Consider the following 15,378-nt stretch of genomic DNA (forward strand, 5'->3'; position numbering starts at 1 on the left):
GCAGCATCACCGCTAAGCGGGCGCTTGGATACCATCCAGTGTTAGAGAAAAAGACTCAGGGCATCATCTCTCCCACAGTGTCAACGCACTCGGGTTAGGGACATACTCACTGAGCCTTGGTGGGTTACTGATAGCTAATCAGTAACCCAAGACAGATACAAGGGCTGGGGTGAGGGGTATTTGATACTAGAATCAGTATTATCGGTGGCGTAGAGACATCAAGGTTAGTATTTGCCGATACCACCAGTATGTAGTGGCAACAGCAAAAGTCCCCTCATCTCAATCTTCTCCCCAAGGGAGAAGAGGTAAACAGACAAGGCAACGACGAACGAATTTTGCCTGCTCTTAGGGGAGTACCCCGTGCCAAAATTATCCAAAGAGACAATGAAAATTGAGCAACTGACCGAATGGCGTTGCTCAACCTTTGAAAAGGTGTAACCCATGTTGCCGGTTTAAAATGTTACCTATGTTCCGGTTGCACAGGACTCTCTGCCTTCTACGGTGTCTCTCGTTGCTCTTTTGCTCCCTCTCCAAGGGGAGAGGGCCGGGGTGAGGGGACTTTTGCTCTTTACTCTACGCTAACTCCTTTGTTTTCGACTTCTGCCATGGTGTGAGAAGTCGTCATCAGTGCTACTACAAACGGCTATACTCAGGCGACGGTTAGAAATACTCCAAGGATGGAATCATCTCTTCACCATTACATGTAAAAGCTCGCGCACTAAGAAAAGCTCGAACTGACGTCGAAAAGCAACTTTGGTCAAAGCTTCGTGCAAGGCAAATACAAGGTTGCAAATTTCGTCGTCAGGTTCCTTTAGGCTCTTACATTGTTGACTTCGTTTGTCTAGAACGTCACCTCATTGTGGAGCTTGATGGAAGCCAACATATATCGCAGGCCAACTATGATGAGGTCAGAACAGCCTATTTACAGAGGCTGGGTTTTCATGTGATACGTTTCTGGAACAATGAGGTGATCGAAAATTTACAAGGTGTGCTAGAAGTGATTAATGCGCAATTAGATATGTAACTTATTGCCTCCTATCTTCAATCTGAGCCCTTCCTCCTCAATTCTCTCCAACAAGGGTAAAGTGACTTTAATGCCCTTTGCTAATTTTCGGTAATCGTACTCTTCAGGACAAAATAGTGACAGCCGCCTGATGAGCACCACGCAGCAGCGTTGCTCCTATCAAAATGAAATATCAGAGATAATTCGGTAAATTCTTAAGTAGCAAAGCGTGCAATATCTCGACCGAGGTCAAAACTCTTGTTAAACTCCGCGGCAACAGGGAAGAGCGGCTCATTTTTTTCCAAAAGCGCCTATAGTTACATCGGCTTTCTATTGATAGGTGCAGTGATCCGCAAGCCAAGGAGTTTTGTTTGTCGTCTGTTCAGTTGGAAAATTGGTTTCTGCTAAAGGTAAAAGCTCGGCAAGAGCAGCGTGCTGTTGACAACCTAGAGTTGCAGCTCGTTGAGGCCTATTTCCCTAAAATCACCGTAACTAAAATCTCCCGTGGTAAACGCACCGCAGCTTCTGAAGCACTCTTCCCCGGTTATATTTTCGCTCGTTTCAATCCTCAGCTCATTGCGCTAACAACTATCCAATCGACACGCGGAGTCAGTGCTGTCGTCCGTTTTGGTAACCATTTGTCGAGCGTGCCAGATCAGTTAATTGATGAAATAAAACAACGCTGCGGGGAAATGGTTGCGCAGATCGACGCCAGTGCGCCGCAGTCCGGAGATAAAGTAGTAATCACTGATGGCAGCTTGAAAGGGTTGGATGCGCTGTATCAGCTCGAAGATGGTGAACAACGGGCATTTGTGCTGATTGATCTGCTTGGTAAACAGCAACGAGTATCCGTTGAGAATATTCATCTGCAGAAACAATGAAGTGCTAAGAACGTGACGCGTTTAGCGGATAAATCAACTGTCATATAAATTGACATCGATTGGTATACGGCGACGGGTTTGTTGTAGAATGCGCGCGGTCACAATGAGTTGGTTGCGCGCAATTGCTCAGGAATGTGAGCCTAAATATATAAAATTCAATTTGTTAAGGCGATTTGGGGGCCGTAACCCAAGGGCGGTAGCGTGCCTGAAATAACTACCTTTGACCTTAACAATACTCAGTAAGCTGTAGTAAACTTTCACCAATCAAAGGAACTGAAGTTAGCGCTTCGTTGCTATATCAATACTATTGACGAGTTCGTCGAGCTGGAACGCCTTAAACCATGATAAAAAGTAAGATATTCAGTACTTTCCTTTTTGCTGTCATTAGCTGCGTTGTATTTCCGACTGTCGCTGCAAGCCCCTCACAGGCTCAAATAGAACAGTTCAAACGTCTTCCTAAAGCACAACAACAGGCGTTGGCTAAGCAGTATGGTGTTGATATAAATCAGCTCAACGGTGGTTCACGAAGTGCACAAACTCAAGCGCAGCAGCCGTTGGTTTACCCTCGAGGTACGCAGTTTGACGAGCAGGGCAATCCTATTGAGCCCGTTGAGTTGGAAAGCAGTGCCGCTGTTGACGAAGAAGATGATGACACGCTGAAGCCATTTGGCTATGACTTATTCGCTGGTAGTCCTTCGACGTTTGCCCCAGCGAACATGAGCTTGGTTCCGGGTAATTATATTATCGGCCCTGGCGATAAGGTTAATATCCAGCTTTATGGCAAGCAGGATGCTGAGCATGAATTCAGTGTGACCCGCGAAGGAACAATCGATTTTCCTTCGTTAGGCCCAGTAAAAGTCGCGGGCCTTACCTATAGCGAATTAAAGAAGTTCGTTAAAGAGGAAGTTAAGCGCCAAACCATTGGTGTCAACGTTAATGTCACTTTAGGTGAATTGCGTTCTATACAGGTGTTTGTGCTCGGTGAAGCGCACAAACCCGGAGCCTATACAGTCAGTGCTTTATCGACCATGACTCATGCGTTGTTTGTCAATGGCGGCATCAATGAGATCGGCTCCTTGCGTAATATCCAACTCAAACGTGCAGGTCAGACAGTAGCAACCTTAGATCTTTATGACCTATTGACTAAAGGTGATACCAGCAGTGATGTGCGTCTGCAGTCTGGTGATGTGGTGTTTATTCCGCCGGTAGGGGATACCGTTAGCGTTGACGGTGAAGTGCGGCGCCCTGCGATATACGAGATCAAAGGCAGTGAAACCATTGGCGACTTGATTACTGTTGCGGGTGGATTTAAATCCGGTGCTTATCCTAGACAGAGCGTTTTAGAGCGTATTGACAGCTCTAAGTTGCGTAAGCCATATAACCTTGATCTGACCAATGACAGCGATCTAAAGCGCAAGGTGCAAGATGGTGACTTCCTTCGTGTGCTGTCTGCCTCTTCATCCTTTGACAGCTCAATTACCTTGATGGGCGCAGTGACTCGCCCAGGCCTCTACGCCTGGAGTGAAAACATGCGTATTTCAGCGCTGATAAAGAGCCGTACGTCAGACTTGATGTCTTATGCGGATCTGGATTATGGCCTTGTGGTGCGTGAACTTAATGTGCGCGGTGATATCGAAGTGCTGCAGTTTTCCCCTGGTGATGTGCTGAGTGGCAAAGCTGGCGAGCAAGACTATCTGCTCTCTTCCAGAGATACCATCGTGCTGTTTAGCCGTTACGAGCGTAAGTCCTCAGCAGCAACGACTCTGTCAGATCTCGCGGGTACGCCCCAACAACTGCAAAAGCGCCGCTCGTTGTTACTTGAAGAACGCGTTGAAAGTAACAAGTTCTGGCGGGAATATTTGGTGGCGTTTTTGGGGGTTGATGGCAGCTTGCAAGGGCAAGAGCTGGAAGACGAGATCCAAACCAAGCTTTCCAGTATGGGGATCCAAGAATCAAGCCTACAGCAGATGGTGGCGGGGCAGGCGGATAGAAATACGCTGTCATATCAGGATGCCCATGAATATTCACGCAAGCGCTTGCTCCTACCTATCGTCAATCAGTTGCAGGCACAAGGCCGCTCTGGGGCCCCTATACAGCTAGTTGAAGTGGATGGCGCGGTTAAAAATCCAGGTGTTTATCCTTTGCCCGCCAATGGCCGTATTTCAGACATAGTGACAGCCGCTGGTGGTTTAAGTGAATCGGCATTCACCCTAACAGCTGAATTGGCACGTAACCGCGTTGAAAACGATTTCAGGGTCAGTATCGAACATCTGTCATTTAATGTGCAGCAAGCTCTTAGCGGCGATGATGCACAGGATCATATTTTACAGAGCAAAGACCGCATCAATATTCATCATCTACCTGATTACCAAGAAGAGATGAAAGTGGTATTGCGTGGCGAGGTGGTATTTCCCGGGACCTATGTGATCCGCCGCGGCGAGACCATGATGGATGTGATTAAGCGCGCAGGCGGCTTTACTGAGTATGCCCACATCGATGGTAGCGTGTTTACTCGTGCATCAGTGCGAGAGCAGGAAAGTAAATTTCTCACCAAGATCGCATCAGATTTGAGAACCGAGTTGGCTGGAATGAGCTTGCGTAGCGGTTCTGGTCAAGGGCAGCTTGTTGACTATGATCAACTTCAGCAGCTACTGAACGATATTACGACTATCGAACCGGTTGGCCGTATGGTGGTTGATATTCCTGCATTGATGGAAGGGAATAGCGCATTCAATATTGCTTTAGAGCCGGGTGATGAGTTGGTGGTGCCTGCGTTTAGAAACTCTTTGAATGTATTAGGGCAAGTTCAGCTGCCTATTACCCATTTGTATGATGGCCGATTGACGGTAGATGACTATATCGCACGTAGCGGTGGTTTGAAGAAACAAGCAGATGATGACCGTATATACGTGATTCGAGCCAACGGCTCGGTGATGATCCCTGAGAAATCATTCTGGTTCAGTGGTAGCAGTTCAGTGCAATTGGCACCGGGTGACACCATCGTAGTGCCATTAGACGTAGAGTACATGGACAACCTGACGCTTTGGACCAACATCACCCAGATCTTGTACCAGACAGGGGTAGCCGTAGCCGCAGTCGCATCGTTATAACGTATTTGTTTTAAGCCCCCCTCTCCAAGGGGAGAGGGTTAGGGTGAGGGGGGGGTGCTCCTAGCTTTAAATGTTTAACCCCTTCTCCCCTCGCGGGAGAAGGCTGGGATGAGGGGGGCTTTTCGCTCCTTCCCATTCTTTTCCCTCTCAATAAAGCCAGAGAGGGCTAGGGTAAGGGGTATTCGCTCCTAGCTTTAAATGTTTAATCCCTTCTCCCCTCGAGGGAGAAGGCTAGGATGAGGGGGCGGTTGCTTTTGCCCTCCCCCAAAAAAACTAATTTATTACGCACATAAACAGCACATAAAACTGAGCAGATATTTATATGCCAAGCAACAAAACAACACCTGCGCATTCTTCAGCGACAACTTCCCTTCCAAACGGGCAAGAGCAGTCGCCGCCATTCCAATCAGGTGCAGCACAATTTAACAATGGCAATCAGCCATATGCAGGCCAATACCCTGGCTATATGCCAATGCCCTACATGCAACAACCAGCGGACGATGAAATAGACCTGCGCGAGCTGTGGAACGTAATTTGGCGCGGCAAACTGCTAATCATCGTCATCACAGCCATCTTTGCCATTGGCGCAGTGGCATTCGCCATTAGCAAGCCCAACATCTATAAAGCAGATGCGTTGCTTGCACCCGCCGAAAGTGCTGGCGGCGCTGGTGGTTTGCGCGCTTTGGCTGGGCAGTTTGGCGGATTAGCAAGCTTAGCTGGTGTTAACCTAGGTGTCGGCGGTGGTGAAGATAAGACAGGGCTGGCTATTGAAGTTTTAAAATCCCGCGCTTTTATTCAGAGCTTTATAGAACGTCATGATCTACTTGTGCCGTTAATGGCAGCTAAATCCTGGGATCGCCTTAGTGGAGAGCTTTCAATAGACCCTGAAATTTACGATATACAAACGCAAACTTGGTTGAGACAAGTAGAACCCCCTCAAATACCCCAGCCGTCGGCTTGGCAAGCATTTCAAACATTTTCCAGCATTCTCTCTGTTCAACAGGATAAAGTGACGTCGTTTGTTACTATCTCCGTTGAACATCTATCCCCGACAGTTGCTAAACAATGGGTCGATTTGCTTATCAAAGATATCAACCAGCACCTTAAAACTTTAGAAACCGATGAAGCCAAACGTAGCATTGCATACTTGGAAACACAGCTTGAAAAAACCTCAGTGGCCGATATGCAAACTGTGTTCTACCAGTTAATTGAAGAACAGACCAAAACAGTGATGCTCGCCGAGGTCAGGGAAGAGTATGTATTCAAGACCGTTGACCCAGCAGTTGTTCCAGAACAAAAAGCCAAGCCCAAACGTGCGCTAATTTGTGTATTGGGCACTATACTCGGTGGGATGCTCGGGGTGATGGTTGTTTTGATTCGACATTTTGCCCGTTCTGATAAAGCCGAAGAGGATGCTGGCGTGGAACAAAGTCTATCTACTCGTTCGAACGTGAAGGCATAACAGGGAGTTCGTCATGGATATCACGCTGTCGCTGTTTACCGCATTCTTATGTTCTTTTTTAAGTATTAAAATACTTAAACCACTTGCCGAGCAAGTGGGCTTGGTGGACAAACCCAACGAACGTAAAAACCATGTCGGCCATATTCCCTTGGTGGGTGGTATATCGACTTTTATTGGCGTACTCATCGCCTCCGTGCTTTGGTTGCCCCACTCCTCAGAACTGCGTATTTACATCATCGCCTCGGCGATGATGGTGTTTATTGGTGTGCTGGATGACAAATATGATCTAAGTGTGCGGGTACGTTTGGTTGGCCAAATGTTGATTGCCAGCCTGATGATCTTTGGCGTCAACGCTTATATCGCTGACTTGGGCGACTTGATCGGGTTTGGCGGTATTAACCTAGGTTGGCTGGGAATTCCATTTACCTATTTAGCCATGTTAGGCGCTATTAACGCATTTAACATGGTGGATGGTATTGATGGGCTGGTTGGATCCTTGAGCATCACCACATTCACATCGCTTGCCTTGTTGTTTCTGTTTAATAGCGATAAGCAACTAGCGACATTCCCATTGATGATTGCTACCGCGACATTCCCTTATCTGCTCTTTAACTTAGGTTTACCCGGTGGTCGTTTTAAAAAAATATTTATGGGCGATGCCGGTAGCATGTTCATTGGTTTGTCAGTGGTGTGGTTGCTTGCAACTGGATCACAAGGAGACAACGCAGCGTTTAGACCTGTCACAGCACTTTGGGTGATCGCAATGCCGCTAATGGATATGGCTGCCATCATGTATCGCAGAATGAAGAAAGGGCAATCCCCCTTTAAACCGGACAGAGATCATCTCCACCATATATTTATGCGAGCAGGGTTTAGCGCACGCCAGTCATTACTAATAATAACCATATTAGCCGTTGTTTTGGCTGGTGTAGGTATAGTCGGTGAACTTCTTAATGCATCAGATTGGTTGATGTTCGTTGGCTTCTTAGGTGTGTTTGTTCTTTATTGCTATAGCTTGCAGCATATATGGAGGATTGTTAGCTTTATTCGGCACAATGTGACACATGAGCAATGAAGTACTATTTTTTCAAAGAAATACTTTAAAAATTTTATTAATCTAGCGCTAATTATATGAATCCTAAAAAAGTATTAACAGTCTTCGGTACACGACCTGAAGCAATAAAAATGGCCCCGCTTGTACATATTCTAGGAGATGACGATCGATTTGATTCAAAAGTGTGTGTGACAGCACAACATCGTGAAATGCTGGATCAAGTTCTTGAGTTGTTTGAGATCTTTCCAGATTTCGATCTGGATCTTATGAAGGCTGGGCAAACACTAAATGACATCACAGCCCGCATCCTACTAGAACTTAAGAAGGTTCTACAACAATTCAAGCCCGACGTCGTTCTGGTTCATGGAGATACTGCTACAACATTCGCAGCTTCGCTTGCTGCCTATTATGAACAAATCCCAGTAGGGCATGTTGAAGCAGGATTGCGAACAGGCGATATATATTCGCCATGGCCAGAAGAAGCTAATCGGAAGTTAACAGGTGCTCTTGCTAAATTTCATTTTGCGCCAACTGAATTATCGAAGAAAAATCTTATCAAGGAAAATTTGGACCAGAAAAATATTTTTGTAACAGGGAATACAGTTATTGATTCCTTATTAATGGTCAAGCGTAAGATAGATAATGACGAAGCGCTAAAAGGTGAAATAGCATCTCAGTTCCCGTTTCTTGATGATAAAAAAAAGCTAATTTTGGTTACTGGCCACAGGCGTGAGAGCTTTGGTGGAGGGTTCGAGCGTATATGTGAAGCACTAGCTAAAACCGCGAAACTGCATCCCGAAATACAAATTTTGTATCCAATGCATTTAAATCCCAACGTACGTGAGCCGGTGAATCGAATCTTGGGCGATATTGAGAATATCATTCTTATTGAGCCCCAGCAGTACCTCCCCTTTATATATTTGATGAATCGTTCTCACATTATTCTAACAGATTCGGGTGGTATTCAAGAAGAGGCCCCCTCTTTGGGTAAGCCTGTTTTGGTGATGCGTGATACTACAGAGCGGCCCGAAGCAGTAGCAGCTGGAACTGTTAAGCTGGTTGGAACGAGTGTAAACAAGATAACCGAAAGCATTACAGAGCTCTTGTTGAACGAGGAGTCATATAAAAATATGAGCTTCGCGCACAATCCATATGGCGATGGATCAGCTTGCGAGAGAATTATAAGTTCGTTGCTCGGCTCATAGGGGCTAAACCTTACCAGAACATCTGGAATAGGTAATTCGAAACATCCAAAATAGAGAAAGTGTTAATGTCATTTGAAACGATTTCAGTGATTGGGCTTGGGTACATAGGTCTCCCAACTGCAGCTATGTTTGCTTCTAGAAAGAAGAAAGTGGTTGGGGTTGATGTCGACACTCTAGCGGTAGAAACCATCAATCGGGGTGAAATTCATATAGTTGAGCCTGACTTAGACATGTTAGTGAGTGCTGCTGTTCAGCAAGGTCACTTAAAAGCTGTTACCACTCCAGAGCCTGCTGACGCGTTTTTGATTGCAGTACCAACACCTTTCAAATCAAGTAGCGAAGAGGGCATACCCGAACCCGATTTAAGTTATATCCAAGCAGCTGCAGCTGCAATTGCTCCTGTACTGAAGAAAGGCGACTTGGTAATTTTGGAGTCGACTTCCCCTGTTGGTACAACAGAGTTGCTTGCAGAATGGCTGGCTGAGCATAGAAGTGATTTCACGTTTCCTCATCAAGTGGGAGAAACCGCCGACATCAACGTAGCCCATTGTCCGGAGCGAGTTCTTCCTGGCAAGGTGGTGACTGAACTGGTTCAAAATGATCGAGTCATTGGGGGAATTACTAAGCGTTGTTCAGAGCGTTCGGTAGAGCTATACAGAACGTTTGTTATGGGCGAATGTGTAGTTACTAACGCTCGTACTGCAGAGATGGCTAAGCTTACAGAAAATTCTTCACGTGACGTACAGATAGCGTTCGCAAATGAGCTATCAATGATTTGTGATGATCTCGATATCAATGTCTGGGAGCTTATAGCGTTGGCTAATAGGCATCCTAGGGTAGATATTTTGCAACCTGGTCCTGGAGTTGGAGGTCACTGTATTGCTGTCGACCCTTGGTTTATCGTTTCTAAAACTCCTAGTAAGGCAGCGCTAATTCATACGGCAAGAAAGGTGAACGACCTCAAGCCTGAATGGGTTATCGATAAAGTCAAAATTGCGATTGCTGACTTTTTACAGGACAACCCAGAGAGAACAGTACAAGACATAACCATTGCTTGCTATGGATTAACATTCAAACCTGACATTGATGACCTCAGAGAGAGTCCAGCCTTGAATATAGCGAAAACAATCGCTAGCGACCACGCTGGCGAAGTTTTAGCGATTGAGCCAAACGTAGAAAAAATTAATGTTGATCGACTCAAGTTGGCAACAATTGATGAATCTCTATGTAAAACAGATATTCATGTAATGTTGGTAGACCATACACAGTTTAAAAAGATACGGATTAATGACTCCTATGTTATTGACACTAAAGGTATTTGGTAAATGAAGATCCTGGTTACCGGAGGCGCTGGCTTTATTGGCTCTGCAGTGGTTCGGCATCTCATTAATGATACTAAGGATAGTGTTGTAAATGTTGACAAGCTGACTTACGCGGGAAACTTAGACAATCTTAGTGAAATTAGTCAAAGTAAGCGATATCAATTTGAGCAAGTCGATATATGCGATAAAGTTGAACTAGAGCGCGTATTCAATACTCATCATCCGGATGCGGTGATGCACCTAGCTGCTGAGAGTCATGTCGATCGATCTATTGAGGGACCTTCTGCATTTATTGAAACAAATATAATTGGTACTTATTCGTTACTCGAGGTCTGTAGAGCTTATTTGCAAGAACAGCCAGAAGAAAAACAAAAGGCGTTTAGGTTTCATCATGTAAGTACTGATGAAGTATATGGTGATTTGGAAGATTTAGAGGAGCTTTTCACTGAAAGCACATCATATGCACCAAGCTCACCATATTCGGCAAGCAAAGCAAGTTCGGATCACCTTGTGAGGGCTTGGGGTAGAACGTACGGTTTGTCGATAATTATTACTAACTGCTCTAACAATTACGGACCTTATCATTTTCCCGAAAAACTAATTCCTTTGATTATCTTAAATGCTATTGAAGGTAAGAAGTTACCAGTATATGGAAAAGGAAATCAAATACGAGATTGGCTGTTTGTAGAGGATCATGCTCGAGCACTATACAGAGTTATAAAAACCGGAATAGTCGGCGAAACCTACAACATTGGTGGGCACAATGAGAAGCAAAACATAGAAGTCGTAAAGACAATTTGTAAGCTTCTAGAAGAGTTGGCTCCAAAGCCTAAAGGCCTAGAGAGGTTTGAAGACTTGATTGTACATGTGCAAGATCGACCGGGTCATGATCTTCGCTATGCCATAGATGCGTCGAAGATATACAAGGAACTAGGATGGAAGCCAGAAGAAACTTTCGAAAGTGGTATTCGAAAAACAGTTTCATGGTTTTTACAGAATTTAGATTGGTGCTGTAGGGTCCAGGATGGCACGTATCAGCGCGAAAGATTAGGGGCTGGCTGATGAAGGGAATAGTGCTTGCGGGAGGGTCTGGAACGCGCTTATATCCTATAACTCAAGGTGTTTCAAAACAGTTGCTTCCAATCTTCGATAAACCGATGATTTATTATCCGTTATCAGTGCTTATGCTGGCAGGAATTCGCGATATCCTTATTATAACTACACCAGAGGATAGGTATGGTTTTGAACGGCTTCTTGGGGATGGTTCAAGCTTTGGAATAAAAATAGAATACGCAGTTCAGCAAAATCCAGATGGTTTAGCGCAAGCATTTATTCTTGGTGAAGAATTTATTGGATCCGATTCAGTTTGTCTTGTTCTGGGAGACAACGTATTTTATGGTCAAGGATTTGTAGAAAAGCTAAAAACTGCCGCTAAGACTGGCGGTGCAACCATATTTGGCTATCAAGTAGGTGATCCAAGTCGATTTGGTGTTGTCGAGTTTGACGAGGATTTTAAGGTTATCTCACTTGAAGAAAAGCCTGATGATCCAAAATCTAAGTGGGCGGTAACTGGTCTGTACTTCTACGACAATGATGTTATTCAATTTGCTAAAGAAGTTCAGCCGTCGGAAAGACAAGAGCTAGAGATAACTTCGATAAACCAAAGGTATTTAGCTGAGAAAAAACTCAACGTAGAACTATTGGGGCGTGGTTTCGCATGGCTAGATACGGGGACTCATGACTCTCTCCTTGAAGCATCATCATTTGTTCAGACCCTTGAACATCGCCAAGGCTTGAAAGTCGCGTGTCTCGAAGAGATCGCTTATAAAGCAGGGTGGTTAACTCAAGAACAGGTAATCGAGCGTGCTGAAACACTGAGGAAAAATTCATATGGCGAATACCTAATGAGTATTCTTCAATGAGTCACCCTCCGCTATTTGCTATTAATTCATGGGAATCAGAATTTTTTTCTAGGCCTATATACCAAATAACGAACGAAGGTGAGTCCTTAGAATATCTGCCAAAAGGAGGAAAGCTCCTGTGTGCAAAAGTTAGAGCCAGCGACATAGATACTATTGACTATTTACATTCGGAAGGTTTTCACTTTCATAAGGGAGATATGGATTTTTTTGTATCTTCGCGCAATTTGAGTGCCATAAATAAGCGAGTGAATAACTTCTTGCCTATTACCTCTGCGTCTGAGAGTGACGTTGACTCAATGGTTAATAGAGTTGGATTTCTATACGAAGACTCTAGATTTTCAGCACCTTATTTTTGTAGAAAAGAGAGAGATAAGTTCTACGATAAGTGGATTGAAAATGCATTCTCAAAACAGTTCGATACTGATTTTCTAGTATGTCGGGACATAACGGGTGAGGTCGCTGGGTTTATTACAGCGAGGAAAATTTCGAATTTAGATGTGCGAATCGGACTGCTTGGGGTGTATCCAAAGTATCAAGGATTAGGTGTTGCTAAAAATCTAATCCTGACACTACATGATATCTTTTCGCCTGCCAACCTCCTTGTTGCAACACAAATCGAGAATACTAACGCCATAAACTTCTATTCAAAGCTGGATTTTAAGCTAAGAAGTACAAATTACTGGTTTTATAGAAATGATTCCATTTAATAGACCTCCTGTCGTTGGGACAGAATTAGCTTCGATTACTGATGCTATAAAAAGCAATAAGCTGTGCGGTGATGGCCCTTTCACCGAGTCGTGTAAGAGATGGATTGAAAGTAACTTCGATACGCCTTTAGCATTGCTGACACCTTCTTGTACTGCTGCATTAGAAATGGCGGCTATATTGATCGACATAAGGCCAGGGGACGAAGTCATAATGCCGTCCTATACCTTTGTGTCTACGGCCAATGCATTTGTGCTAAGGGGCGCAAGAGTTGTATTTGTAGACATCCGTCCGGATACCATGAACATGGATGAAAGCTTGATTGAGTTAGCCGTCAACAAAAATACTAAAGCGATCGTTCCGGTACACTATGCTGGCGTAGGGTGCGATATGGATGAGATCATGTCGATCGCTGCAAAATATAGACTATGGGTTATAGAGGATGCCGCTCAAGGTGTGATGTCAAGGTACGGCGGCACAGCTCTTGGAACCATAGGCCACTTGGGCTGTTATAGCTTCCATGGTACTAAAAATTATACATCAGGTGGAGAAGGCGGAGCGCTATTGGTGAATGATGACGAGCTGATAGAGCGGGCAGAGGTCATACGCGAAAAAGGTACTGACAGAAGCCGTTTTTGTAGAGGGCAGGTAGATAAGTATACATGGCGAGATATTGGGTCTAGCTTTTTAATGTCTGATTTGCAGGCTGCATATCTAAATGCCCAGCTTGAGCAAGCCGAGGTCATTAATAATAAACGAATAGATCTTTGGACTCGATATGCTAATAATCTCAAAGTGTTAGAGGAACATGGTTTAATAGAGATTCAATATATCCCATCAAAAGCGCAACCAAATGCGCATATGTTTTACATTAAGTTGAAAGATATAGATATGAGGACTGAGCTCATTAGCTTTCTAAAGGGGAGGGAGGTTATATCTTCGTTCCACTATATACCACTTCATACTAGCCCCGCAGGCATGGAATTCGGTTCTTTCCTAGGTGAAGATAAATTCACTACGAAAGAATCCGAGCGTCTGCTTAGACTACCTATGTATTATAATTTACCAGAAGCGGATGTTGACTTCGTGTGCCAGTGTATAAGAGATTTTTTTATCTAGAAAAACCCATATATAATAAATCACATTATTCCTAATTTATTAACTATTCCTTTCTGAATTTGTCACCGAGAACGTATTTATTATTATTTCTATATAAGTCTTAGTATACTTGATTTTCGGAAGAAACGGTGATTACTATAAGTGGGATGAGAATAGGATGTAGCTTGAAAGATAATATCCAAGAATTAAATAGAAATAAAATATTGGCCTCAAATGTATCGATGGGAGTAGTGTTTAAATTTTCTGGAATTATAGTTAGCTATCTCACCGTTCCTGTACTTCTCAATTATTTGGGATATGAAAAATATGGTGTGTGGATGACCATATTTTCTGTCCTTTCTTGGATATATACTTTCGACGTTGGAATAGGAAATGGATTAAAAATATGGCTAACAGAAGCAATTGCAAAAGGTGATGATGAGACCGCAAAGAAGCTAATTGCAACAGCTTATATAATTATATCAGTAATTTCCGTTATATTTTTTTCTGCTCTTGCTCTGATAATTTTATTAGCGCCAGTTCAAAGTGTTATAAATTCATCACTATTTAGCGAAAATTATTTAAAGGTTCTTGTGGCATTGAATGTTGCATTTTTTTTAAGCAACTTTATTATAAGCTTGTATAAACAGCTGCTTTTTTCTGTACATAAATCAGCAATAGTTACTTTTAGTACGGTCATTAATCAAGCGATTGTTTTATTACTTTTAGTACTATTACCTTATTTTTTTGATTCCTCTCTGATTGCAATCTCTCTAGCCTACGGTTTCTCTAACATAGTGGTTAGTCTATATTTCAGCTACAGTTTCTTTAAAGACCGAAAGCAGTTGGTGCCAAACCGATCAGATTTCGATAAAAAAGAGGTAAAGCGTATAACAGGAGTCGGCCTAGAGTTCTTTATTATTCAACTGTGTGCGATAGTTATATTTGCAACTGATAATATGATTATATCTTCACTGTTGGGGCCAGCAGAAGTAACTAACTATAGTATTGTAAATAAATTCTATCAAGCATTTTTGATAATGTGGTATGTCACTTCAGCTCCTCTCAGTTCGTTGTATATGGATGCGTATATAAAGCGCGACTTTGCTTGGATAAGTCGCACAATGAAAAAACTACACTACATTTATCTTGTAATAATATTATTGGTATCTAGCTCCTATTTTTGGATCGGATATGTATTAGAACTATGGATTGGTGAAATTGTTGCTATCCCGGATATTCTAATACAGATCTTCATAGTTTTTGTTGCGATGAGAATCTATGGCGATTTAAATATGAGTTTTTTGAATGCCATTGGAAAGTTGAAACTGCAGGTTTTTCTCACATCGATAGGTGCCGCTGTCAACATTCCTCTGTCAATATATTTTGTAAAAGTACATGCTATGGGAATTAGCGGAGTGATACTGGCAACATGTTTTAGTCTTGTGCTTGTGACGATATTTATGCCTTTACAGGTCAAGTATGTCCTTAAAAAATCTTCCTAGAATTAGTTTTATGACTTTACATATATAGCATGACTTCTAATTCATAAGGTTTGGAGAGAGGTAACTTTTCGTGATGCTAAGCTAGATATATATTTTGTCTTGCAAATATTT

Annotated in this window: 12 protein-coding genes; all 12 read left to right on the forward strand. The window is 43.4% G+C overall.

Annotated features, from left to right (window positions below):
- The first annotated feature begins 685 nt into the window (after positions 1-685).
- The 12 genes from EXY25_RS19025 to EXY25_RS18585 all read left to right on the forward strand — a co-directional run bounded on the left by EXY25_RS19025 (position 686) and on the right by EXY25_RS18585 (position 15,267).
- A complete protein-coding gene (locus tag EXY25_RS19025) occupies positions 686-1,024 on the forward strand; it encodes an endonuclease domain-containing protein (protein WP_207232192.1) in 339 nt (112 codons plus the stop codon).
- Positions 1,025-1,374: 350 nt separating this feature from the next.
- Positions 1,375-1,884 (forward strand): transcription/translation regulatory transformer protein RfaH, encoded by a 510-nt coding sequence (gene rfaH, locus EXY25_RS18535; protein WP_165419419.1) that lies wholly within the window; start codon positions 1,375-1,377, stop codon positions 1,882-1,884.
- A gap of 341 nt (positions 1,885-2,225) precedes the next feature.
- Positions 2,226-4,994, forward strand: coding sequence for an SLBB domain-containing protein (locus EXY25_RS18540; protein ID WP_130567946.1), 2,769 nt, complete (start codon positions 2,226-2,228; stop codon positions 4,992-4,994).
- Positions 4,995-5,460: 466 nt separating this feature from the next.
- Complete coding sequence (locus EXY25_RS18545) at positions 5,461-6,456, forward strand: Wzz/FepE/Etk N-terminal domain-containing protein (RefSeq protein WP_130567971.1); 996 nt, start codon at positions 5,461-5,463, stop codon at positions 6,454-6,456.
- Between the two features lie 13 nt (positions 6,457-6,469).
- A complete protein-coding gene (wecA, locus tag EXY25_RS18550; RefSeq protein WP_130567947.1) occupies positions 6,470-7,531 on the forward strand; it encodes a UDP-N-acetylglucosamine--undecaprenyl-phosphate N-acetylglucosaminephosphotransferase in 1,062 nt (353 codons plus the stop codon).
- Between the two features lie 56 nt (positions 7,532-7,587).
- Positions 7,588-8,715 (forward strand): non-hydrolyzing UDP-N-acetylglucosamine 2-epimerase, encoded by a 1,128-nt coding sequence (gene wecB / locus EXY25_RS18555; RefSeq protein WP_130567948.1) that lies wholly within the window; start codon positions 7,588-7,590, stop codon positions 8,713-8,715.
- Between the two features lie 65 nt (positions 8,716-8,780).
- Positions 8,781-10,040 carry a UDP-N-acetyl-D-mannosamine dehydrogenase gene (gene wecC, locus EXY25_RS18560; protein ID WP_130567949.1) on the forward strand — a complete coding sequence of 420 codons (1,260 nt, stop codon included), beginning with the start codon at positions 8,781-8,783 and terminating at the stop codon, positions 10,038-10,040.
- Entirely contained in the window at positions 10,041-11,099 is a 1,059-nt protein-coding gene (gene rfbB, locus EXY25_RS18565; RefSeq protein ID WP_130567950.1) for a dTDP-glucose 4,6-dehydratase, read from the forward strand.
- Positions 11,099-11,959, forward strand: coding sequence for a glucose-1-phosphate thymidylyltransferase RfbA (gene rfbA / locus EXY25_RS18570; RefSeq protein WP_130567951.1), 861 nt, complete (start codon positions 11,099-11,101; stop codon positions 11,957-11,959). The genes rfbB and rfbA overlap by 1 nt, the downstream gene beginning before the upstream one ends.
- Positions 11,956-12,666, forward strand: coding sequence for a GNAT family N-acetyltransferase (locus EXY25_RS18575; RefSeq protein WP_130567952.1), 711 nt, complete (start codon positions 11,956-11,958; stop codon positions 12,664-12,666). The genes rfbA and EXY25_RS18575 overlap by 4 nt, the downstream gene beginning before the upstream one ends.
- Complete coding sequence (gene rffA / locus EXY25_RS18580) at positions 12,653-13,783, forward strand: dTDP-4-amino-4,6-dideoxygalactose transaminase (protein WP_130567953.1); 1,131 nt, start codon at positions 12,653-12,655, stop codon at positions 13,781-13,783. Before EXY25_RS18575 ends, rffA begins: the two co-directional genes overlap by 14 nt.
- 164 nt (positions 13,784-13,947) lie before the next feature.
- A complete protein-coding gene (locus EXY25_RS18585; protein ID WP_165419420.1) occupies positions 13,948-15,267 on the forward strand; it encodes a lipopolysaccharide biosynthesis protein in 1,320 nt (439 codons plus the stop codon).
- Positions 15,268-15,378 lie beyond the last annotated feature (111 nt).

This window comes from Corallincola spongiicola (genome assembly GCF_004284785.1).
GTDB lineage: Bacteria > Pseudomonadota > Gammaproteobacteria > Enterobacterales > Neiellaceae > Corallincola > Corallincola holothuriorum.